The sequence below is a fragment of the Nocardiopsis sp. SBT366 genome, assembly GCF_001083815.1.
In the GTDB taxonomy this organism is placed as follows: domain Bacteria; phylum Actinomycetota; class Actinomycetes; order Streptosporangiales; family Streptosporangiaceae; genus Nocardiopsis; species Nocardiopsis prasina.
The window spans coordinates 1-22,490 of record NZ_LAVM01000021.1 but is presented as its reverse complement, the minus strand read 5'-3'; the positions used below and the strand labels follow the sequence as shown (position 1 = coordinate 22,490).

The window sequence follows — 22,490 nt, the reverse complement described above, 5'->3', positions numbered from 1 at the left end:
CGGCTGGGCGGGAACGGGGCGGTTACGCCTGCTGGGCTTGGGCCGCGGCGTCGGCCTCGGCTTCCGCCTGGAGCGTCTCGGCGGCGGTCTCGGGCTCGGGGTCGAACCGGACGACCAGCATGTTGTCGTCGACGAGCAGGTTCGCGGCGGCGGCGCGGACCTCCTCGGCGGTGATGTCCGCCCAGCGCTCGGGCCAGGTGAAGGCGAGTTCGGGGTCGCCGAACAGCTGGGTGCAGCTGCCGATGCTGTCGGCCAGGCCGGAGGGGCTGGCGATGGAGTGCAGGTGCTCGCGTTCCAGGACGGCGCGGGCCCGGTCGAGCTCCTCGTCGGTGACGCCGTTGGCGAGCTTGGCGACCTCCTCGCGGATGGCCTGCTCCAGGACGTCGCCCTGCACGCCCTCGCGGGCCAGCATGTTCACCAGCAGGAGGCTGTCGGTGTAACGGAAGGGCAGGATGTCGGCGGAGCCCCCGCCGTCGTCGGCGGCGATGGGCCGGTCCACGACCAGCGACCGGTACAGGCGGCTGCCCTGGCCCTGTCCGAGGACGGCCGCTGCCAGCTGGGCGGCGTCGTGTCCGCGCTCGCCGTAGGAGGGGACGCGGAAGCCGATGAACACCCCGGCGGCCGGGACGGTCTCGGTCACGGCGTCCCGCACGGGGCCGCCCAGGGGCGCGCGCAGTGCCGGGTCGGGGGTCTCGGGGAGGTCCTCGCGGGCGGGGATACCGCCGAAGAACTTCTCGACCCTGGCCAGGACGTCCTCGGACTCCAGGTCGCTGACGATGGTCAGCACGCAGTTGTCGGGGCCGTAGTGCGCCTTGTGGAAGGACTTGACGTAGTCCAGGTCGGCGTCGTCCAGGTCCGCCATGGAGCCGATCGTGGAGTGGTGGTACGGGTGGCCCTCGGGGTAGGCCAGGCGCAGGATGCGCTCCAGGGCCGTGCCGTAGGGCTGGTTGTCGTAGCGCTGGCGGCGCTCGTTCTTGACGACGTCGCGCTGGTTGTCCAGGACCTCCTGGGTCATGCCCTCGCGCAGGGTCGCCAGGCGGTCGGCCTCCAGCCACAGGACGGTGTCCAGGGCGTGGGTGGGGACCGTCTCGTAGTAGTTGGTGCGGTCGGTGGAGGTGGAGGCGTTGATGTCGCCGCCCAGCCGCTCGACCACGTCGAAGTGCTCGCCCTTGGTGACGTTCCCGCTGCCCTGGAACATCAGGTGCTCGAACAGGTGCGCGAACCCGGTGCGGCCGGTCACCTCGTGCCTCGACCCGACCCCGTACCAGAGGTTGACCGAGGCGACCTGCCCGGTGGAGGCCGGAGCCGTCACCAGACGCAGTCCGTTGTCCAGCGTGTACTGCTCGACCCGTCCCGCCGTTCCCATGGTGGTCACCAGCGCATGCACCCCATCAAGTTCCGTTGACTGCTTCACCGAACACGACCCTATGTCCTCAGGGCCCTTCGGGAACACTCGGTTGGAGTAATCCACAGGTGCGAAACCCGGCCGCCGCCCGGCCCCCGGCCGTGGACCCGACCGGTCGCCGCGGCCACGGCCACGGAGCGGAAGCGGCTACCCGTTCCGGTACTCCGTGGTGTCCATCGACTCGGCGATCTCGTCGTAGACGGCGCTGTACTGGGCGTCCACGGACCACACGTAGAGGAGGACGTCGCTCTCCGGAAGGAACCACATACGAACCTCGAAGGTGTCGTCGTTGTCGCAGGTGACGGACCAGATGGAGTAGTGGGACTTGCGGCCGTCGGCGTGCTCGAAGACGCTTCCGGCCCCGGTCTCCAGGCTGGCGTCGGCCACACCGATGTTGCCCGAGGCGGCCGTGTTGAGGCTGCGGCAGCTGCCGGTGTCGTCCGCCCAGCCGTCGTCGTCGTTGAAGGACTCGTCCTTCTTCGGCCAGCTCTGCGGGTGCTTGTCGGCCTGCTTGGGAACGAGCTGGATCGAACCGTAGGCACAGGAGCTCTGGCCGGGAGGGGTCATGCACAGCTCGGAGCCGTCGTTCTGGACGTCCCACTCGTCGGGGGTGTCGATCCGTACGCCCAACACGTCGGCGTTCTCGAACCCCTCCGGGCCGGGCGGCTCGATCGCGGGCATCATGCCGCTCTCGCCGCGCTGCAGTTCGAGCTCGCCGGGGGCGTCCTCGGAACCGCAGGCGGTGAGCGCCAGCAGGGCAGTCGCCGCGACCGCGGCGACACGACCGCCCCTCAGCCGGTCCCGAACCAGGTCCGTCGTGCCCGCCATTGTGCGTTCCGCCCTTCTCATACGGTCCCCGAACTCGTGTCCGACAGATCGGAGCACAGTCGACCATAGCGCCCCCGACACACCCTCCGCGCCGGACCACCTCCCCTACTACTCTGGGTCCATGGTGGACCTCGCGAAGATCACTGAGCCCTTGTCCCTCAACCGGTTCGGGGCCCGACCCCGGGGACCGTTGGTCCTGGAACTGGACCTCACGGAGGGTGTCGCCGACGAGGCGCCGGGCGATCCCCTCAGCCAGATCATGAACAGGCGCAAGCAGCACTACCTGGAGGTGCTGGAGGGCATCCGCAGAGGTGCCCGGGACCCGGAGGTGGGCGGTCTGGTCGTGCGGGTGGACGCCCGCTCGCTGGGGATCGCCAGGATCCAGGAGCTGCGCGACACCGTGGCCGACTTCCGCGCCACCGGCAAGCCCGCCGTGGCCTGGGCGGACACCTTCGGGGAGGCCGGGGACGGCAACCTGCCCTACTACCTGGCCACCGCCTTCTCCCGGGTGGTCCTCTCCCCCACCGGCCTGGTGGGGCTGAGCGGCCTGATGTCGCGCACCACGTTCCTCAAGGGCGCCCTGGACAAGCTCGACGTCACGTTCGAGGCCGGGGCGCGCCACGAGTACAAGAACGCGATCAACCCGTACACGCAGACGGGGTACACCGACGCCCACCGTGAGGCGGCGGGGCGGCTCGTGGAGTCGATGAACGACCAGATCGTCGCCGCGGTCGCCGAGAGCCGCGGGCTCTCCGAGGATCGTGTCCGGGAGCTCGTGGCCACCGCGCCGATCCTGGGCCAGGAGGCGCTGGACGCCGGGCTCGTCGACCAGCTCGCCTACCGCGACGAGGTGTACTCCGAGCTCAACGCCGAGGTGCGGGCCAGGGCCGAGGGCTCCCCCGAACCCACCCTCCAGTTCGTCACCCGGTACCACCGCAGGCACGTCCCGCCGCCCCGGCCCCGGTTCGCCGACAACGGGGACCACATCGCCCTGATCTCCGCCAACGGCGGCATCAACCTGGGTAAGAGCCGCCGTTCACCGCTGGGCGGCACCGTGATGGGTTCGGACACCGTCTGCGCCGCCTTCCGCGCCGCCCGCCAGGACCCCCGGGTCCGGGCCGTGGTGTTCCGGGTGGACAGCCCCGGCGGTTCGGCCATCGCCTCGGACCTGATCCGCCGCGAGAGCCAGCTGACCCGGGAGGCGGGCAAGCCGGTCGTCACGACCATGGGCGACGTCGCCGGGTCGGGCGGCTACTACGTCGCCATGGGATCGGACGCGATCGTGGCCCAGCCCGCCACCATCACCGGGTCCATCGGCGTGCTGATCGGCAAGCCGGTCATGGGCGCGCTCCGGGAGCGCTTCGGGATCACCTCCGACTCCGTGAGCGAGGGGCCGCACGCGGGCATGTTCGACACCCTGACGGGGTTCAGCGACTCCGAGTGGGAGCGGATCAACACGCTCCTGGACTCCATCTACGAGGACTTCGTGGCCAAGGCCGCCGCCGCTCGGGGCCGTACCTGGGACGAGATCCACGCGGTCGCCAAGGGCCGGATCTGGACCGGGGCGGACGCTCTGGAGAACGGCCTGGTCGACGAGTTGGGCGGCGTGGAGACGGCGGTGCGTCTGGCCCGCGCCAAGGTCGGGGCCGGGGCGCTTCCGGTGCGCGTCTTCCCGCGGTCGCACCCGCTGGACCGACTCCGCCAGCACGAGTCCAGCGAGGACGTGGCCTCCGCGGAACCGCAGACGGTGCTGAGCGCCTGGGGCCCGCTGGAGCACCTGGCGGCCCGGCTGGGGCTGCCCGCCTCCGGCCCGCTGAGCATGTCCGGCTCGTGGGAGATCCGTTGAGCGTTCCGAGCGGCGCCTACCTGGAGGCGATGGCGCTGCTGCCGACCGGTGTGACCGTGGTGACCATCGCGGACGGCCGCGACGACATCGGGGCGACGGTGAGCGCCCTGGTGTCGATCTCCACGGACCCCCCGGTGGTGATGTTGAGCGTGGCCGGGGAGGGCTACGTGGCCGAGGTGGTGGGGGAGGTGGGCGCGTTCGCGGTGAGCGTGCTCGCCGCCGACCAGCGCGCGGTGGCGGGGCGGTTCGCCGCCGAGGGCCGCCCGAGTGCCCGGCACCTGGTGTCGGGGCTGGCACACCACCGGGGCGCGCACACCGGGGCGATCGTGTTGGATGACGCGCTGGCCGCGATGGAGTGTTCGGTGCGTCAACGCGTGGAGGTCGGCGACCACGTGGTGTTCTTCGCCGACGTGGTGGGCCTGCCCGAGGTGGGCGAGCGTCGGCGCGGTCCGGCGATGGTCCGCTGGGACGGTCGCTACCACGCCCTGGGCTGAGCGGATCGACGGACGCACGAGGGGCCCCGGAACCGGGCGACGGTTCCGGGGCCCCCTTGTGTCAGCGGGCGGGGTCAGACCAGGCCCTGCTCCTCCAGCCACTCCTGGGCGACGTCGGCGGCGTTCTCGTTACCGACCACGACGCGCTCGTTGAGCTGGGTGAGCTCCTCCGTGGTCAGCGCCGCGGAGACCGAGTTGAGGGCGTCCCTCGCGGTGTCGTCGACCTGCTCGGCGTTGATGAGCGGCGTGATGTTCTGCGAGCCGAAGAGGTTCTCCGGGTCCTCCAGGACCACCAGGTCCTCCACCTCGATCTGCGGATCGGTCGTGAAGAGGTTGGCCGCCTGGATGTCACCGTCCTGGAGCGCCTTGGTCAGCAGCGCGACCTCCAGCGAGCGGAACTCGGCGAACTCGATCCCGTAGACCGACTCCAGCCCCACCACGCCCTGGTGGCGCGTCTCGAACTCGGGCGGCCCGCCCAGCACCAGCTCGTCGGCCACGTCCGCCAGGTCGGTGAGGCTGGCAAGGTCGTGCTCCTCGGCCACCTCTCTGGTGACGGTGATCGAGTCCTTGTTCTCCGCGCTGGAGGAGTCCAGGATCTCCAACCCCTCCGGCAGGGCCTCCACGACCAGGGCGTTGGTCTCCTCGGCGTCGGCGCTGGGCGCGTCGTCGTCGAGGTAGGCCAGGGTCGCCCCGTTGTACTCGGGGAAGACCGAGAGGTTGCCCGACTCGATCTGCGAGTAGTACACCTCGCGGCTGCCGATGTTGAGCTGGTACTCGACGTCGACGCCCTCGGCCGCCATGGCCCGGCCGTACAGTTCGGCGAGCAGGGTGCTCTCGGGGAAGTCGGCGGAGCCGATGACGACCGAGCCCGACTCGGCGCCTCCGCCGCCTTCCTCCTCGAAGGGGTCGCTGCCACCGCACGCGCTGAGGAGCAACACCAGGGGAAGCCCGATGAGGGCGAGCTTCTTGTGCATGTCCGAACCTTCTCTCTGGGGAGTCCTACTTGACAGGCGGTGCCCGAAGACCGCCCGGTCAGCGCGCCACCGCGGATTCGGCACGCAGTCCGGGAGCGACGAGGACCCGTCGCAGCCCGGCGAACAGGAGCGTGGTGGCCACGGCCAGCGCCACCACGAGCAGGGAGCCGCCCAGCATCATCGTCAGGTCCTGTCGGGCCTGGCCGTCGACGATGTAGCGTCCCAGGCCGCCCACTCCCACGTAGGCGGCGATGGTGGCCGTGGCCACCACCTGGACGGCGGCGGTGCGCATCCCGATGAGGATGAGCGGCGTGGCCACCGGGAGTTCGAGTTTGAACAGGACCTCGCGGCCGCGCATGCCCATTCCCAGGGCGGCGTCCCGGAGCCGGGGTTCCACGCCCCGGACCCCCTCGTGGGTGTTGACGAGGATGGGCGGGACGGCCAGCGCCACCAGCGCGGCGATGACGGGCACCAGTCCGATCCCGGCGGCCAGCACGATCAGGAAGAGCACGCCGATGGTGGGCAGGGCGCGGGCGAAGTTGGCCAGGCTCGCGGTGAGGAAGCCGCCCACACCGGTGTGTCCGGTGAACAGGCCGATCGGCACCGCGATGACGGCGGAGATCAGCAGGCCCAGCAGCGAGTAGTAGACGTGTTCGCCCAGCCGGGCCGGGATGCCCGCCGAGCCGCTCCACTGCGCGGGGTCGCTGAACCACGCCACGAGTTCGTTCAGGATGTCCATGGTTACTCCCCCGCCGTGGCTGGGCTCGGGTTCGCGGGCGCGGCGTTCGGGGCGGCGGGTGCGCCGCTGGGCGCGGTGGCCCCGCGGCGCGCTCGTGCGCGTCGTCCGCCGCCCGGCCCCGCGTTGCCGCGCGTCCAGGGGGTGAGCAGGTACTGGGCGATCACCAGCAGGGCGTCGGTGACGAAGGCCAGCAGGACCACCAGCACGATGCCGACCACGATGGGCGCGTCGAACTGGCGGCGGAACCCGTCGCTGAGGATGAGCTGGCCCAACCCGCCGAGGCCCACCAGGGAGGCGACGCTGACCATGCTGATGGTGGCCACCGAGGCCACGCGCAGCCCGGCGATGATCACCGGCACCGCCACCGGCATCTCCACGGTCACGAGGCGCCGGAGCGGGCTGTAGCCGATCGCCACGGCCGCCTGGCGTACGTGGTCGGGGACCTGGCGCAGCCCGTCCACGACGTTGGGCAGCAGGATCACCAGGGTGTACAGGGACAGCGGGATGATCGCGGTCCAGTCACTGAACCCGGTGTAGGGGAGCATGAGGAAGAACAGGGCGATGGACGGCACCGCGTAGAGCACGTTCACGCCGGTGAGCACGGGCGGGTAGACACCGCGCCAGCGCGCGCACGCCAGCCCCAGCGGCACGGCGACGGCCAGCCCGATGAGGATGGACAGGTAGGCCAGGCGCATGTGCTCCAGGAGCCGGGGCCAGATCCCCCGGTTGGGCTCGCCCGGGTAGCTCCAGTTGGCCACGCCCCAGTCGGTGACCCGCACCGCCCACTCCCAGGCCCCCACGGCCCAGTTCCCGCCGTCGGCGGCGATCACTCGGACACCGACCAGATCGCGGAGCCGAGGTCGTCCTGGGAGACCACGCCGACGACCCGGCCCTCGTCGTCCACGCCGACGGCGCGGCCCGCGGGTGAGAGCACGGCGGCGTCCAGGGCGGCGCGCAGGGAGTCGACCGCCACGTCGAAGGTGTGGCCGTAGGGCGCCAGGTCCAGTGAGCCGAGCGGCACCCCGGTGGGGGCCCGGTCGAGCTGCGCCGCGCTGACCCACCCTCGGGGCATCCGGTCGGGGTCCACCACGAGGGCCCAGGGTTCGGCGTCCCCGGCGACGACGTCCTTGGCCCGCTCGACCCGGTCCTCGTCGTCGAAGACGACGTCCTCACGCAGGGAGAGTCCGCTGGCGGGGAAGAACGAGAGGCGTCGCACGCCCCGGTCGTAGCCGATGAACGACTCGACGAACGCGTCCACGGGATCGGCCAGCAGGCGCTTCGGGGAGTCGTACTGCGCGAGTTCGCCGCCGGGGCGAAAGACCGCGATGCGGTCGCCGAGGCGCACGGCCTCGTCGATGTCGTGGGTGACGAACACGATCGTCTTGTTCAGTTCCTGCTGGAGGCGGATCAGCTCGTCCTGGAGGCTGGTGCGCACGACCGGGTCGACGGCGCTGAACGGCTCGTCCATGAGCAGGATCGGCGGGTCGGCGGCGAGGGCGCGGGCGACGCCGACCCTCTGCTGCTGGCCGCCGGAGAGCTGGTGCGGGTAGCGCTTGGCCTGGGCGGGTTCGAGGCCGACCAGTTCCATGAGCTCGGCGGCTCGTGCGCGCGCCTTGCTGCGCCGCCATCCCAGGAGCAGCGGCACCGTGGCGATGTTGTCCAGGACCGTGCGGTGCGGGAAGAGTCCCGCCTGCTGGATGACGTAGCCGATGGAGCGGCGCAGCTGGGCCGGGTCCTGTTCGCGGATGTCCGCGCCGTCGACGCGGATGGTTCCGGCGGTGGGCTCGACCATGCGGTTGATCATCCGCAGGGAGGTCGTCTTGCCGCTGCCGGAGGGCCCGACGAAGACCGTGGTCCCGCCGGACTCCACGGTCAGGTCCAGGCTGGCGACGGCGACGGTGCCGTCTGGATAGGTCTTGGCGGCGCCCTCGAATGTGATCATCGCGGGGTCGTCTCCGTTCGGGGGCCGGTTGGTGTTACCGCGGGGAGCCGCGCAGGTACGCAGCCTTCCCCTGGGCCTGGGGATCAAACGGGTTGAATCGGGCACCGTGACCGGACCGCGACCCCGGTCGGTCCCTGGGCGTGCCGGGAAGGGTACCCGAGGCCAGGAGGTGGTGGGACAGACGACACGCCACCCGCGTTCGAACATGAGTATGACCCGGCGGACGTCACATTCCGGTCGGGCTCAGCCCTGGTCGGAGATCCAGTCGGAGAGCTGGTGGAGGTCGTCGACCACCACGTCGGCCCGTTCGGCGTCGGGGGTGGCCGCGTGACGGTACCCGTAGATGCCCCGGCGCAGCAGGGCGGTGCGCATTCCCGCGCGGCGGGCGGGGAGGACGTCGTTGTCGACGCGATCGCCGACATAGAGGATCTCCCCCGCCGTGACACCCGGGCGGACGCGGTCGGCCAGCTCCAGGACGCGGTCGAAGAACTCGGGCTCGGGCTTCTGCGTGCCCCACACGTCGGAGATGCCGATGCCGTCGACTCCCAGGCCCATGGCGTCCAGGGCCGGTCCGGCCTCGGGCGGCTGGTTTCCCGCGATCACCAGGGACAGCCCGGCCTCGTTCATGGCCTTGAAGGCGGGGCGCACGTCGGGGTAGAGGTCGCGCTCGTCGAAGTGCTCGCGGGCGCCCTCGGGGTCCTCGGCGCGCCAGCGGGCGCTCTCGGCCTCCAGGTCGAACCCGGGCACGAGCAGCCGGAAGCCGTCGGTGAGCGTGCCGCCGGAGGCGATCACCGCGCCGATGGTGCCGAAGAACGCCATGTGCGGGATCGCGAACCGGTCCGCCCAGCGCGCGAAGATCCGCGTCTCGTCGATGAGTGTCTCGCCGACGTCGAACACCACAGTACGAATTGCCACGGTTAGGGAGTGTACAAGGCCTGTACCGGCGCGGACCCGGACCGGAGCGGCCCGGGCCCGCGACGCACGGGGCTCAGGTGCCGGGAGGGCGCAGCACGGCGAAGGCGTCGGTGACCTCCAGTTCGCGCGCCCGGAAGCGGAAGAGCGCGGCGGGTCGGCCGCCAGAGCGGCCGGAGGGCACCGAACGACCCGTCTCCTCGATCTGTCCGCGCCGCAGCAGGACCCGGCGCAGGTTGGTGGCGGCCACGTCGTGCCCGAGGGCGGCCCGGTAGTGGGCCGACAGCTCCGACATCGTGAACTCCGGCGGTGCCAGGGCGAACCCCAGGTTGGTGTAGCTGAGCTTGGAGCGCAGTCGGCGGCGGCCCGAGAGGACGATGGAGGCGTGGTCGAAGGCCATCGGGGGCAGGTCGGCGGCGGGGTGCCAGTCGGTGTCCGCCGGAACCACCGGGTCGATGTGCGCCGGGACCAGCCCCAGGTACGCGGTGGCCAGGGTGCGGCGCTGGGGGTCGCGGTCGGGGTCGCTGCGGGTCTCCAGCTGTTCCATGTGGCTGAGGTCGCGGACGTCGACCTTCTGCGCGAGCTGACGGCGGATCGAGGCGCCAAGGCTCTCGTCGGCACCGAGTCGCCCGCCGGGCAGCGCCCACTCGCCCTCGCAGGGCGGCAGGGCCCGCCGCCACAACAGGACGCACAGCTCGCCCGCGCGGATCTGGAGGACGACCGCGATCGCCTCGTGCGCGGACAGCACCGCGGCCCCTCCCCCCCGTTCGGGGTCGGCCGTCGCGGTCGGGCCCGCTGCGGCCACCATGGCCTGTCCGTTTGCTTCCGGGATATCCACCCTGTCCCTTCCGTTCCACGCCATGTTAAGCTTCACCAGGTTTGTGCCTGGCAGACAAAAACTTGGTCGGCGCACTCATCTCCCCTGGCACGGCGCCCGCACGGCGTGCCCACAGCCTCAAGGAAGTAGTAGGACATGGCATCGGTCACCGCGACGGCGGACACCATGACCAGGCAGGAGTGGGCCTCCGAGGTCCGCCGCCTGGCAGAGGAGCGCGACGCTGTCATCCTCGCGCACAACTACCAGCGCCCGGAAATCCAGGACGTCGCCCATCACACCGGCGACTCCCTGGCTCTCTCCCGGCTGGCCGCGAGCGTGGACGCCAGCACCATCGTCTTCTGCGGTGTGCACTTCATGGCCGAGACGGCCAAGATCCTCGCACCGGAGAAGACCATCCTGCTGCCCGATCCCAACGCGGGGTGCTCGCTGGCCGACACCATCACCGCGGAGGACGTGCGCGCCTGGAAGGCCCAGCACCCCGGCGCGGTCGTGGTCGCCTACGTCAACACCACGGCGGCGGTCAAGGCCGAGACCGACATCTGCTGCACCTCCTCCAACGCGGCCGACGTCATCCGGTCCATCCCGGAGGACAAGGAGATCCTCTTCCTCCCGGACCAGTTCCTGGGCGCCCACGTCAAGCGGGTCACCGGCCGCGAGAACATCCACATCTGGATGGGCGAGTGCCACGTGCACGCCGGAATCGACGGCCACACCCTGCGCGAACGGGTCGCGTCCGAGCCCGACGCCGAGGTGTACGTCCACCCCGAGTGCGGCTGCGCGACCTCCGCGCTCTACCTCGTGGGCAGCGGCGCGGTCCCGGAGGAGCGCGTCAAGGTCCTCTCCACCGGCGGGATGCTGAGCGCCGCCGAGAACACCACCGCCAAGAAGGTGCTCATCGCCACCGAGACCGGCATGCTGCACCAGCTGCGCAACGCCAACTCCACCACGGAGTTCGAGGCGGTCAACTCCCGCGCCGAGTGCCACTACATGAAGATGATCGACGCGGACAAGCTGCTGAACTCGCTCCGCCACGGCACCACCGAGATCCACGTGGACCCCGGGACCGCCGAGCGGGCCCGTCGCTCGGTGGAGCGCATGGTCTCCATCGGCCAACCCTCCCGGGGCGGCGAGTAGGGGGCACGTGGGCGAGGTCGGCGGCGCGTGGCGAGTGACGCCGCAGGCGCATGGACGGTAACAGAAGTCTCACCTTCCAGCCACAGCTGATCCATTCGCCCACACCAGACGCCTCCCCTCGCTAGCGTCACCTCAGGAGTGGGGGGAGAATCGTGACCAGAGGTAACGAAACAGGCGTACCGACGACCGACACCGTCGAGGGGCTGCACGACGCGTTCGCGCAGCCGCTCTTCCGGTACGCGTGGTCCCTGCTGGGCGACCCCGACCAGTACAGCGAGCGCGTTGACCGGCCCGACGAGGACCCCGTCACCGACGCCGTACACGAGGCCCTCGTAGCCGGGGTCGAACTGGGGTCCAGACTCGCGGACCCCGCCGACCGGGGCCCCTGGCTCTTCGCGCTCGTCCGCGCCGCCTGTCAGCGGCGCGGATTCGCGCACACCTGCCCCTACACGCGCCTGGCCACCGTGCCCGCCGAGGCACCGGTCGCGCGGATGTTCTCCCGCCTGCCCGCCAGCCACCGGGAACTCGTCGAGCTGAACCTGCGCCACGCGCTGTCCACCTCGGCCGTCTCCCGGGTGCTGGGACTGGAACCGAGGATCTGCGGCGAGCTCTCCCGCTCCGCGATCCGCCGAGCGGCGGAGGGACTGGAGGACCTTCCCGCGCCCGAACCCGACGAGGACACCCCCAGCGGCAACTGGCGCACCCAGGTGCACCAGGTCTCCTCCGCGCTGGCCCTGCTGCGCCCGCCCGGGGCGCCGCCCGGTCTGCGCGACCGGGTCGTGCGTACCTGTACCTCACCCGACGCGGCCGAGGAACGCGCCCGGATCGCCGCCGCCATGCAACCGCTCACCGCGGACGGCTACCCGGTCCACCGCTCGCGCCCGCCCGGCGACCCGGTGGTCGAAGCGGGCGAGGACGCCGGCCCCGTCGAGGTCCCGCTCCCCCGGGCCCTGCCCGGCGACCGAGTGATGACCGCGGACCACCCCGTGCGCGACGACGCGCGTTCACCGCTGCCCTCCCCCGACCACGACCCGCACGGCGAGATCACCGACACCGGCCGCAGGCGCTGGCCGCTGCCCGCGGTCTCCGGACTGGCCACGGTCGTGGTCGCGTTGGGGCTGTGGTGGTGGGCCAGTTCGGTCGGCGGCCCCACCACCATGATCGACTCCGGCCCGGCCCTGCCGGGGCAGCGTCCGGGCCTGTCCGAGGTGGAGGCGGTCTCCACCGCCTCCGACGGCAAGCCGGGGACCGAGCCGACCTCGGCCACCGCCGCCGGGGAGACGAGTACCGAGGCCCCCGGGACGGACACACCGAGGAGCGACGGCCCCAGCGGCAGCCCGAACGGGCCACGCGACGAGGGCGACGACGAGGGCGACGACGGGGGCCAGCCCCGGGAGGAGCACGGCGGCAACGGACCGGAGGCCCCAGGTGAGGGTCCGGGCGCACCCGAGCCCCCGGCGGAGCAGCCCGACCCCGGCCAGGGTGAGGACGAGGAGGAGCCGCCCGGAGGCGGCGGCGGGTCTCCCGGGAACGGCTCCCCCGGCCTGCTCGGAGGCCTGCTGGGACTGTTGTTCGGGAGCGGGCAGAGCGAGGTGGACGAACCGGCCGAGTAGCCGACCGGGACGGCGCTACGAGGCGGACGCCCCCTGGCGGGAGCCGTGGGGAGCCGGAGCCGTCAGAAGGAGGAGAGCAGGCGTTCGGCGGCGGCCTGGAGACGCCTCTCGACCTCGTCGACGTCGCGGCGTCCCTTGAGGATCTCCACCAGCTCGAAGATCCACACGCTGGTGAGCGCGCCGACCAGGACGTACCCGGTGCTGTCGCGGTCCACGTCGGTACCGGCCTCCGCCGCGTCCTCGCCGGCCTCGTCGGTGGTGTCGGCGCCCTCGAGGTTGCCGGTGGCCACCCTCCACACGAGGTCGCTGATGCGCACGTCCAGCTCGATCTTGACCTCGGCCATGATCAGGGACCGCACCAGGGCGTCGGCCAGTTCCGGCTCGCGCATGAGACCGCGCGTGGCGCGCAGCAGGACGTCGACCGCCCGGCCGGAGGGGCTGTCTGCGGTGGGCGGACGGCGGACGATGCCGCCCTCCAGGAGGTCGAGCTCCTCGGTGACCACGGCCACGACCAGGTCCATCTTGGAGGGGAAGTAACGGTAGAGCGTGCCCAAGGCGACACCCGCGCGTTCGGCGACCGAACGCATCTGCATGGCCTCCACGCCACCGCGCACCGCCAGGGCGGCCGCGGTCTGGACGATGCGCCGACGACGCTGGGTCTGACTCCGTGTCATCGTTCCGATCGGTGCCTGCACCGCCACAGGGTCTCTCCCATTCGTCATCGGTCCGCGCGTCGCCGAGGTGCGACGGCCGAGGGTCGGCCGAGCCCGGTGGACCCGCGCCCGGCGACCCGGCTCACGAGAACACGTTATCCAACGAATTCCCTTGATCACAGCGCCTGGAACCCATGATCCTCGCCTCATCGCCCGACGTGACAGAGGCAATACGAGAACTTGGCCGGAACTTTCGGGACGACACTCCGACCTTTGTAGAATATGTTCTATTTTGTCGGTCCGAAATGCGGCGGGCCGCGTCCGAGCCCCGGAGGTACCCACCCCCGCACGGCTCGAAGGACCCTTCCCTAGAATCGAACCCGATTCGGTTTCCAGTGGAGAGGTCGGCCAGGGATGCGTGAGGTTCCCCCAGTAGAGGACCTGGGCGAGGGGTTGTGGAGCATCCCCGTTCCGGTCCCCCACAACCCCATCGGGTTCACCTACGTCTACGCCCTCGACTCCCCCGTCGGCCCCGTCCTCGTCGACACCGGCTGGGACCACGACGACTCCTGGGACGCCCTGGTCAAGGGCCTCCACCAGGCAGGGCACCGGGTGGACGAGGTCCGTGGCGCCGTCGTCACCCACTTCCACGCCGACCACTCCGGACTCACCGGACGCCTGCGCGCGGCCTCGGACGCCTGGATCGCCATGCACCCCGCCGACGCCGAGGTCCTGCGCCGCCAGGAGGAGCGCACCGACGACCAGCGTGCCGCCTCCGTCATCGAACAGATGGCCCGAGCGGGCTTCCCCGACCAGGACGTCGAGGCCTTCCGCGCCTCGCCCACCGTCTTCCGACCGCCCGCGCTCCCCGACACCGCCCTCGACGACGGCCAGCGCGTCGACGTCCCCGGCCTGGACCTGCGCGCCGTGTGGACCCCCGGCCACACGCCAGGGCACCTGTGCCTCCACCTCGCCGGACGCGAACTCCTGTTCACCGGCGACCACGTCCTGCCACGCATCACCCCGCACGTGGGCCAGTTCCCCCTGGACTCCGCCGAGGGCGACCCGCTCGGCGACTTCCTCGCCTCCCAGGCCCGGATCGGCGGCCTGCCCGGGGCCGAGCGTCTCCTATGTCTTCCCTCACACGAGAGGCGCTTCTCCGGACTGCGCGAGCGCGCGAAGGAGATCGTCGACCACCACGAGGAGCGCCTGGACCTCATGGTTCGCCTGGTGCAGCAGGGACCCACCACCCTGTGGGAACTCACCTCACGCCTGGAGTGGCGGCGCCCCTGGGCGGACATGAGACCACTGGCCCGGCACATGGCCGCCTCCGAGACCGCCGCACACCTTCGCCTGTTGGAGGAGCGCGGCCGCGTCGTTCGCGAGGGCACGCCACACCGACCCCGCTGGGCCAACGTCACCCCGGGGACGACGCCCCGAATATGATCCCCTGTACCTGATGCCCGGCGCCGACCCCGAGTGAACTCGCGAGTAACATATGGGGGCGCGCAGCATCCCAGCAGCCGCCCACCAGCGGCTCCGGCCAGTACCGGGGCACCAACGGCGGCGACCGGGCACGCGATCCAACGAAGAGGTGGACTCTTGACCCAGTCGGGCACCAGCACGGGACCGACCCCACGGCCCTCCGGCGAACGCCCCCTGCGCGTCGCCCTCCTGTCGTACCGCAGCAAACAGCACGTGGGCGGGCAGGGAGTCTACGTCCGCCACCTGTCACGCGAACTGGCCGCGCTCGGTCACGAGGTCACCGTCTTCTCCGGACAGCCCTACCCCGTCCTCGACGAGGGCGTCACCCTGGAGAAGATCCCCTCCCTCGACCTCTACAACGACGCAAACCCCTTCGTCGCCCCGCCCGTGCGCGAGTGGCGCGACTGGATCGACGTCCTGGAGGTCGCCACCATGTGGACCGCCGGGTTCCCGGAGCCCCTCACCTACTCCCTGCGCGCCAACCGCGAACTCCGCCGCCGCCTCGACGAGTTCGACGTCGTGCACGACAACCAGACCCTCGGGTGGGGTCTGCTCGGCATCAGGTCAGCGGGACTCCCCCTGGTCACCACGATCCACCACCCCATCAGCGTGGACCGCCGGATCGAGATCGAGGAGGCCCGCGGCCTCCAGAAGCTCTCCAAGCGCCGCTGGTACGGATTCGTCAGGATGCAGGCGCGGGTGGCCCGCCGCCTCGACCCGATCCTGGTCCCCTCCCAGTCCTCCGCCGACGACATCGCCCGCGAGTTCGGCGTCGACCCCGCCACCATGGAGGTCACCCCGCTCGGCGTGGACACCCGCTACTTCCACCCCCGCCCCGAGGTGGAACGCGTCCCCGGCCGCATCGTGTGCACCGCCAGCGCCGACAGCCCCCTCAAGGGGGTCAGCGTGCTCCTGCGCGCCGCCGCCAAGCTCGCCACCGAACGCGACATCACCCTGAGGATCGTCAGCAAGCCCAAACCCGGCGGCCCCACCGACCAGCTCGTCGACGAACTCGGCCTGCGCGACCGCGTGGAGTTCGTCAGCGGCATCGACGACGAGCAGCTGGGCGAACTCGTCTCCAGCGCCCAGATCGCGGTCGTCCCCTCCTTCTACGAGGGCTTCTCCCTGCCCGCCGTGGAGGCCATGGCCTGCGGCACACCCCTCGTCGCCAGCCACGCGGGCGCCCTGCCCGAGGTGGTCGGCACCGACGGCGACGCCGGGCGCCTCATCCCCCCGGGCGACCCCGAACTGCTGGCCGCCGAACTCGCCTCCCTGTTCGACGACGACGCCGAGCGCGAGCGCATGGGCGCCGCCGCCTGGCGCCGGGTCCAGGAGCGCTTCACCTGGAAGGCCGTGGCCGAACTCACCGCCCAGCGCTACGCCACCACCATCGACGCCGTCAAGGGGACCAGCGCCGGTACCGGAGACGACGACACCCGGCCCGCACCCGTGCGGGCCCGCGCGAACGGCGCCTGATCCCACGACCCGCAGCACCGTCCCTAGGGAGCCTCCACTGATCACCGTCGACTTCAACCTGTTCCCCGTCGGCCCCGGCCAGCGCGTCCTCGACCTCGGCTGCGGCGGCGGCCGCCACGCCTTCGAGATCTACCGACGCGGTGCCGACGTGGTCGCCTTCGACCAGAACGTGAGCGACCTCGCCGACGTCGAGACCATGTTCGCGGCCATGGCCCACGAGGGGGAGGCCCCGGCCTCCGCCAAGGCCGAGACGGTCAAGGGTGACGCCCTCGACATGCCCTTCGACGACGACAGCTTCGACCGCGTCGTGGCCGCCGAGATCTTCGAGCACCTGCCGCACGACACCGCCGCCATGAAGGAGCTGTACCGGGTCCTCAGGCCCGGCGGCATCGCCGCCGTCACCGTGCCCAGCTTCCTGCCCGAACGCATCTGCTGGGCCCTCTCGGAGGAGTACCACACCAACGAGGGCGGCCACATCCGCATCTACACCCGCGCCGAGCTGGAGGCCAAGCTCAAGGCCACCGGGTTCGTGATCGGCCCGCACCACCACGCGCACGCCCTGCACGCCCCGTACTGGTGGATCAAGTGCGCCGTGGGCACCGACAACAACGACCACCCGGCCGCCAAGGCCTACCACGACCTCCTGGTCTGGGACATGCTCCAGGCCCCCAAGGTCACCCGGGTGGCCGAGCGGCTCCTCAACCCCGTCATCGGCAAGAGCGTCATCGTGTACGTGCGCAAGCCGCACACCGACGCGGCCGCCTGATGGCACCCGCACCGTCCGACCCCGGCGCCCTCCACCTGCCCGGGGTCCTCAGCGCCGAACAGCTGTACCGGTCCGCGGACTACCTCGTGCGCTCCCAGGAGCGCGACGGGGTGATCCCGTGGTTCCCGGGCGGCCACGCCGACGTGTGGGACCACGTGGAGTGCGCCATGGCGCTGACCGTCACCGGCGTGCTCGTCCCCGAGCACGCCGAGGCGGCCCGCCGCGCCTACCTGTGGCTGGACGGGAGCCGCCACCCCGACGGCGGCTGGTACGCCAAGTACCGCCAGGGGCGGCCCGTGACGGCGCTGCGCGAGGCCAACCACGCCGCCTACCCGGCCGTGGGGCTCCTCCACCACCTCCTGACCACCGGCGACGTCGACTTCGCCGAGCGGATGTGGCCCGTGGTGGAGAGCGGCCTGCAGTTCGTGCTGGCCCTGCGCGGCGAGCAGGGCGAGATCCTGTGGGCCCGCTCCGAGGACGGATCCCCGGGCGACCACGCGCTGCTCACCGTGTGCGCGAGCGTGCACCACGCCCTGCGCTGCGGGACCGAGCTGGGCGCGCGGCTGGGCCGCGAACGACCCGACTGGTCCAAGGCGGCCGACCGTCTGGCCGAACTCATCACCGAGGACGAGGGGCTGTTCTCGGACCGCTCCCGCTTCTCGATGGACTGGTTCTACCCGATCCTCGGCGGTGTGCTGCGCGACGAGGCCGCCAAGGAGCGGATCGCCGAGCGCTGGGACACCTTCGTCATGCCCGGACTGGGAGTGCGCTGTGTGAGCGACCAGCCCTGGGTGACCGCGGCGGAGTCCTCGGAGCTGGTCATGGCGCTGGCCGCCATGGGAGAGACGGAGACCGCGGTACGCGTCCTGCGGGACGTGCAGCACCTGCGCGACGCGGACGACGGCGTCTACTGGACCGGATACCAGTTCGCCGAACAGGTGCGCTGGCCGGTGGAGCGCAGCACGTGGACCTCGGCGGCGATCATCCTGGCGGTGGACGCGCTCACCCGCGCCACCCCCGGCTCCCGGGTGTTCCTGCACACCGGGGCCTGAACTCCGACCCCGAACACACGAGGAGGGCCCCGAGGGGCCCTCCTTCGCTCGTTCGTCAGCCTTCCTCGCCCCGGCCTGGCGGCGTTTCCGGGATACCCGGATCCTCCGGGTCACCCGGCCACTCGGGGTTCTCCGGGAAGGTCGGGTCCTCCGGGATGTCCGGCCCCGGGTCGACCGGCTCCTCGGGGGGCGGCGGCTCCCCCTCCGGCGTCTCCGGCTGGTCGTTCTGCGGCGCCTCGGGCTGCTGCGGCTCCTGGGTCGCCGGGTCCGGGGCCCAGTTCTCCGTGGTTCCACCGAACTCGGGGCCCGGGAACGAGGCGGGCTCGTAGCCCTCCATGGCGCGGTTCATGTACGACTCCCACATCTGGGCGGGCAGACCGCCGCCGGAGATGTTGTACCCCGGGACCTGGAAGCTCTCGTTGTTGCCGCTGTAGACCCCGACCGCCGTGGACAGCTGCGGCGTGTACCCGACGAACCAGGCCGCCACGCTGCCGTTGGTGGTGCCGGTCTTGCCCGCGACCGGGTGGTCCCACAGCTGCGCGGCGGTACCCGTGCCGGAGCTGACCGCCTGCTCCAGGGCGTAGGTGACGTCGGCCGCGGTCGATGCCTCAAGGGCCCTCTTGCCCTCGATCTCGGGCCGCTCGTTGTCACCGTCCTGGTTGACGATCTCCTTGACGACGTGCGCCTCCATGTGCACGCCACCGTTGGCGAAGGTCGCGTAACCGCTGGCCTGGTCCACCGAGCGAACGCTCGTGGCGCCCAGCGGCATGACCGGGACGAGCTGGTTGTCGTCGATGCTCCCGTCGGGCAGGCCCACGTCGTAGGCGGTCTGCCTGATGTTGTCGAAGCCGACCTCCTGGGCTAGCTCCACGAAGCCCAGGTTGTTGGACACCGTGGTGGCCTGGGTGAGCGTCATGACGCCACCGGGCGCGTCTCCCGCGTTCTGCACACGGGAACCCTGGATCTCCCTCGGCCCGCGGCCGTCCACCGTGGAGTTCAGGCCGTAGCCCTGCTCCAACGCCGTCGCCAGCACGTACGGCTTGAACGCCGACCCCGCCTGGGCGGCCCCCAGGAACGAGCTGTCGTACTGGTTCAGGTGGTAGTCGTGGCCGCCGTAGAAGGCCAGGACCTCGCCGGTCTCCGGGTCGATGGTGGTCAGCGCGATGTTGACGCCCTCGGGAAGGCTGTCCGGGTCGACCATCTCCTCCACCGACTCGTAGGCGGCGTCCATCATGTCCTTGTCGAAGGTCGTGACGATCCTGAAGCCCTGGCGGTTGATGTGGTCCTCGGTGTAGCCGAGGTCCGTCAGCTCGCTCATGGCCTCCTGGAGCATGTACCCCCGGTAGCCGCTGAGGTCCTCCGTGCTCTTTTCCGGCTCGGGTGCCGGGAACTCCATGGCGTCCGCCTCGGCCTGGGTGATCGCCCCGGTGGTGACCATCCCGTTGACCACGTACTGCCAGCGGTTCTCCATGTCGGGCGTGGTCTCCACGTCCGCCTGGCCGAACCGGGTCGGCTGCTGGATGGCGGCGGACAGGAAGGCGGCCTCCTCAGCGGTGAGCTCGTCGACGTCCTTGTGGTAGTACGCCTGCGAAGCCGCCTGGACGCCGTAGGACATGCGACCGAAGTAGATGGTGTTGAGGTACTGCTCCATCACCCACTCCTTGTCCTCGCTCTGATCCACCTTGATGGAGATGATGATCTCCTGGATCTTGCGGGACACGGTCTGCTCGAAGGAGACGCCCTCGTAGTAGTTGCGCACCATCTGCTGGGTGACGGTCGAACCGCCCTGCACCTGCTCGCCGGTGATGGTGGACCACACCGCGCGCATGGTGCCGCTGAGCGAGACACCGGGCTCGGTCCAAAAACCACGGTCCTCGGCGGAGATGACCGCCTCGACCACGTGGTCACCGCCGGCCGTCATCTCGTCGTAGCTGATGACCTCGCGGTCAGTGCCCCGGTAGGCGAACTCGGTCTCGCCGTCCGCGAAGTAGAAGGTGGAGCCCTGCTCCACCGCGTCGGCCTTGGCCGCGTCCGGAACCTCGACGGTCACGTAGAAGAACGTGAAGACACCGCAGGCCAGGACGACGCCCAGGCCGGTGACGGCGAGGAAGGCCAGCAGGAGGCGCAGCCAGAGCGGCTTCTTCGCCTTCTTCCTGTTCTTCCCGGAACCCTCACCCGGCCCCCCTGCGCTGTCGGTGGGCCCACCGGGCCCTCCCGGCCCCCCGGGGGTACCGGCTCCGCCCGAGGCCGCCGCCCCGGTCACTCCGCCCTCGGCGGGGCCGTTGGGCCCCTCCGGCGTTGGCCTGTCCGACACGTAGTCCGACAACCGTCGGGGCGTCGGCCACATGGCCGCGGTCTGCGCCGTGGCACCGGTGTCGGTGCCCTCGGCCGATCCGCTCCCGGCTCCGTGTTCCGCGTCGTCCGGCTCCGGCGCAGCGCCAGCGAAGGCCACCGCGCCAGCCGCGGGTGCGGGCATGGCCTCGGTCCGAGCGCCGTCGTCGGAATCCTTCGCGGCGTCGGTCCCGGGGTCGGGCTCGGGCTCGGTCACCTTCTCCGGCTCCGAGGAGGGTCCGGAGCCGGTGACGGCGGGGGCCGCCGCGGGTTCGGCCGCGTCCTCGGTCTCCTCGGCTCCAAGGACCGGGATCTGTTCGGTTCGGGCCTCCTCCAGATCGGCTTGCCCGGTGGCCGCGCTCGCGGACTCCCCGGCGGTCCGGTCTGCGGTGACAACCCGGTCGGCCTCGTCCTCCGCACCGGCGGCGGATGCGTCGTCGGCGGGTCCGTCGTCGGAGTCCACTTCGGAGGCCTCCGGCTTCGCCCTCTCCGAGTCGTCACCCGTCCCGGTCGAATCAGACCCCTCGGACTCGAAGCCCTGCTCGGCCAGTGTCATGGCAACGCGGTCACGCAGGAACGTGCCGCTCGTCTTGAAAGCGATGGCCCCCGGGACGAACTCCGGCTCGGGTTGGCCGTTGGCCTCGCCAGCCGACTCCGATGCCTCCCCCACGGATTGATCCTCACCGCTGGTGGATAGATCATCACCCTGGGGGGTCGTTTGAGTGGACAGCTCCTCAGCAGAGGTCTCTTTCGTCTCCGGCGTGTTCGATTCGGGACGCTGTCCGTCCGTCCCGCCATCGCCGTGTGTGCTCTTGCTCAGCTCCCCGCCCCCAAGGCAAATCACGTCCGGCACCGTGCCGTCCTGGTGTTTGACGCGCGAGTGCCCCTGATCGGTTCAGTCGATTCAGGGCTGAAGCGGTATTTCGGGGAAAATCACCACCATCGCTCCACTCTCAAAGCCACGATACCCGCACGTAACCGTGTCAAGGCCGAATCCGTAACCGCACGGTCACTTCTTACCGAAGGCTTACCCTCCGAAGGCGTGTCCATGTCCGGGTGTTGGCTCACTCACAATACTGGACCAATATTGCCACACTCAGGGACAATCACTGAGCGTACGCATTCGATTCACCAGAGCCCCCGTCACGAATGCCGCGCCCGCCCCCGAATCGCTTCAGGAAACGCGCTCCAGGATCCGCATGGATCCCACCACGCGCACCTCCCTGAACTTCCCGGAGTCCAGCGCGCGGCAGTAGACGTTGTACGGCGGCCGGCCGCCGTCCTCCGGGTTCGGGAAGACGTCGTGGATGACCAGCGCCCCGCCCTGGGCGACGTGCGGCGACCAGCCCTCGTAGTCGTTCTGGGCCGCCCTCTCGCTGTGTCCGCCGTCGATGAACAGCATGCCCAGCTCAGTGCCCCAGACCGCCGCGACGTCGACTGAGGCCCCCGTGATCGCGATGACCTCGTCGTCCAGACCCGCCTGGGTGATCGTGCGCCGAAAGTGCGGCAGGGTGTCGAACTTCCCGGTGACCGGGTCGATCAGGGAGCTGTCGTGGTACTCCCAGCCCTCCTGGTGCTCCTCGGACCCCCGGTGGTGGTCGACGGTGATGACCCTGGCCCCGCCCACGCGCGCGGCGGCACCGAGGAACACGGTGGACTTGCCGCAGTAGGTGCCGATCTCCACGACGGGTCCGCGGTCCGCGTACTCCAGGGCCGTCTCGAAGAGAGCCATCCCCTCGTCAGTGGGCATGAATCCGTTCGCCGCCTCAGCGGCCGCCAGCAGGTCCGCGGGGATTGTGTTCGTCATACGGAAATCCTCCCATCGCAGGAGGTCCGGCCCGCCAGCACCCCATGGGGAAACGACCCTGAGAAAGGCGTTCACAAACGCACAAACAACCCCAACAAAAAAGAAGGGAAAGAACCCGCCCCAAAGGACAAGCCCTTCCCCTCCCCTATCAAGAAAAACCGTGGCAGCGACCTACTCTCCCACCCCACAACAGGG

Annotated in this window: 19 protein-coding genes; 8 read left to right on the top strand and 11 right to left on the bottom strand. The window is 70.9% G+C overall.

What is annotated here, in order from left to right; all coding sequences use genetic code 11:
• Nucleotides 1-22: 22 nt before the first annotated feature.
• Both ADX84_RS08675 and ADX84_RS08670 read right to left on the bottom strand, forming a co-directional pair.
• Nucleotides 23-1,366, bottom strand: coding sequence for a pitrilysin family protein (locus tag ADX84_RS08675; protein ID WP_049570413.1), 1,344 nt, complete (start codon nucleotides 1,364-1,366; stop codon nucleotides 23-25).
• 186 nt (nucleotides 1,367-1,552) lie between these two features.
• Complete coding sequence (locus tag ADX84_RS08670; RefSeq protein ID WP_049570277.1) at nucleotides 1,553-2,233, bottom strand: hypothetical protein; 681 nt, start codon at nucleotides 2,231-2,233, stop codon at nucleotides 1,553-1,555.
• Nucleotides 2,234-2,354: 121 nt separating this feature from the next.
• Here ADX84_RS08670 and ADX84_RS08665 point away from each other — a divergent pair, with 121 nt between their 5' ends.
• Both ADX84_RS08665 and ADX84_RS08660 read left to right on the top strand, forming a co-directional pair.
• Nucleotides 2,355-4,079, top strand: a complete 1,725-nt coding sequence (locus ADX84_RS08665) for a S49 family peptidase (RefSeq protein ID WP_049570273.1) — start codon at nucleotides 2,355-2,357, stop codon at nucleotides 4,077-4,079.
• Nucleotides 4,076-4,573: a flavin reductase family protein gene (locus tag ADX84_RS08660; protein ID WP_234003885.1), complete on the top strand. Its 498-nt coding sequence runs from the start codon at nucleotides 4,076-4,078 to the stop codon at nucleotides 4,571-4,573. Before ADX84_RS08665 ends, ADX84_RS08660 begins: the two co-directional genes overlap by 4 nt.
• Nucleotides 4,574-4,647: 74 nt before the next feature.
• On the opposite strand, the gene ADX84_RS08655 is transcribed toward ADX84_RS08660, so the two are convergent.
• The 6 genes from ADX84_RS08655 to ADX84_RS08630 all read right to left on the bottom strand — a co-directional run bounded on the left by ADX84_RS08655 (nucleotide 4,648) and on the right by ADX84_RS08630 (nucleotide 9,948).
• Nucleotides 4,648-5,547, bottom strand: a complete 900-nt coding sequence (locus ADX84_RS08655; protein ID WP_049570270.1) for an ABC transporter substrate-binding protein — start codon at nucleotides 5,545-5,547, stop codon at nucleotides 4,648-4,650.
• Between the two features lie 58 nt (nucleotides 5,548-5,605).
• A complete protein-coding gene (locus ADX84_RS08650; protein ID WP_049570268.1) occupies nucleotides 5,606-6,286 on the bottom strand; it encodes an ABC transporter permease in 681 nt (226 codons plus the stop codon).
• Nucleotides 6,287-6,288: 2 nt separating this feature from the next.
• Nucleotides 6,289-7,116 (bottom strand): ABC transporter permease, encoded by an 828-nt coding sequence (locus ADX84_RS08645; RefSeq protein ID WP_049570265.1) that lies wholly within the window; start codon nucleotides 7,114-7,116, stop codon nucleotides 6,289-6,291.
• A complete protein-coding gene (locus ADX84_RS08640; protein ID WP_049570263.1) occupies nucleotides 7,113-8,228 on the bottom strand; it encodes an ATP-binding cassette domain-containing protein in 1,116 nt (371 codons plus the stop codon). Before ADX84_RS08640 ends, ADX84_RS08645 begins: the two co-directional genes overlap by 4 nt.
• 243 nt (nucleotides 8,229-8,471) lie before the next feature.
• Entirely contained in the window at nucleotides 8,472-9,143 is a 672-nt protein-coding gene (locus ADX84_RS08635; RefSeq protein ID WP_234003884.1) for an HAD family hydrolase, read from the bottom strand.
• Between the two features lie 73 nt (nucleotides 9,144-9,216).
• On the bottom strand, nucleotides 9,217-9,948 hold the full coding sequence (locus tag ADX84_RS08630) for an NUDIX domain-containing protein (RefSeq protein WP_234003883.1): 732 nt from the start codon (nucleotides 9,946-9,948) through the stop codon (nucleotides 9,217-9,219).
• Nucleotides 9,949-10,113: 165 nt separating this feature from the next.
• Here ADX84_RS08630 and nadA point away from each other — a divergent pair, with 165 nt between their 5' ends.
• Together nadA and ADX84_RS08620 are read left to right on the top strand one after the other, a co-directional pair.
• Nucleotides 10,114-11,112 carry a quinolinate synthase NadA gene (gene nadA / locus ADX84_RS08625; protein ID WP_049570254.1) on the top strand — a complete coding sequence of 333 codons (999 nt, stop codon included), beginning with the start codon at nucleotides 10,114-10,116 and terminating at the stop codon, nucleotides 11,110-11,112.
• 152 nt (nucleotides 11,113-11,264) lie between these two features.
• Nucleotides 11,265-12,725 (top strand): hypothetical protein, encoded by a 1,461-nt coding sequence (locus ADX84_RS08620; protein ID WP_049570253.1) that lies wholly within the window; start codon nucleotides 11,265-11,267, stop codon nucleotides 12,723-12,725.
• 62 nt (nucleotides 12,726-12,787) lie between these two features.
• On the opposite strand, the gene ADX84_RS08615 is transcribed toward ADX84_RS08620, so the two are convergent.
• A complete protein-coding gene (locus tag ADX84_RS08615) occupies nucleotides 12,788-13,426 on the bottom strand; it encodes a TetR family transcriptional regulator (RefSeq protein ID WP_049570251.1) in 639 nt (212 codons plus the stop codon).
• Between the two features lie 366 nt (nucleotides 13,427-13,792).
• Here ADX84_RS08615 and ADX84_RS08610 point away from each other — a divergent pair, with 366 nt between their 5' ends.
• The 4 genes from ADX84_RS08610 to ADX84_RS08595 all read left to right on the top strand — a co-directional run bounded on the left by ADX84_RS08610 (nucleotide 13,793) and on the right by ADX84_RS08595 (nucleotide 18,157).
• On the top strand, nucleotides 13,793-14,824 hold the full coding sequence (locus tag ADX84_RS08610) for an MBL fold metallo-hydrolase (RefSeq protein WP_049570248.1): 1,032 nt from the start codon (nucleotides 13,793-13,795) through the stop codon (nucleotides 14,822-14,824).
• A 156-nt stretch (nucleotides 14,825-14,980) separates the two neighbouring features.
• Entirely contained in the window at nucleotides 14,981-16,339 is a 1,359-nt protein-coding gene (locus ADX84_RS08605; protein ID WP_049570244.1) for a glycosyltransferase family 4 protein, read from the top strand.
• A gap of 37 nt (nucleotides 16,340-16,376) precedes the next feature.
• A complete protein-coding gene (locus ADX84_RS08600; protein WP_049570240.1) occupies nucleotides 16,377-17,105 on the top strand; it encodes a class I SAM-dependent methyltransferase in 729 nt (242 codons plus the stop codon).
• Nucleotides 17,105-18,157: a prenyltransferase gene (locus tag ADX84_RS08595; RefSeq protein ID WP_049570236.1), complete on the top strand. Its 1,053-nt coding sequence runs from the start codon at nucleotides 17,105-17,107 to the stop codon at nucleotides 18,155-18,157. The genes ADX84_RS08600 and ADX84_RS08595 overlap by 1 nt, the downstream gene beginning before the upstream one ends.
• 55 nt (nucleotides 18,158-18,212) lie before the next feature.
• On the opposite strand, the gene ADX84_RS08590 is transcribed toward ADX84_RS08595, so the two are convergent.
• Together ADX84_RS08590 and ADX84_RS08585 are read right to left on the bottom strand one after the other, a co-directional pair.
• Nucleotides 18,213-21,044: a transglycosylase domain-containing protein gene (locus ADX84_RS08590; protein WP_156208049.1), complete on the bottom strand. Its 2,832-nt coding sequence runs from the start codon at nucleotides 21,042-21,044 to the stop codon at nucleotides 18,213-18,215.
• A 618-nt stretch (nucleotides 21,045-21,662) separates the two neighbouring features.
• Complete coding sequence (locus ADX84_RS08585; protein ID WP_049570230.1) at nucleotides 21,663-22,295, bottom strand: class I SAM-dependent methyltransferase; 633 nt, start codon at nucleotides 22,293-22,295, stop codon at nucleotides 21,663-21,665.
• Between the last annotated feature and the right edge of the window lie 195 nt (nucleotides 22,296-22,490).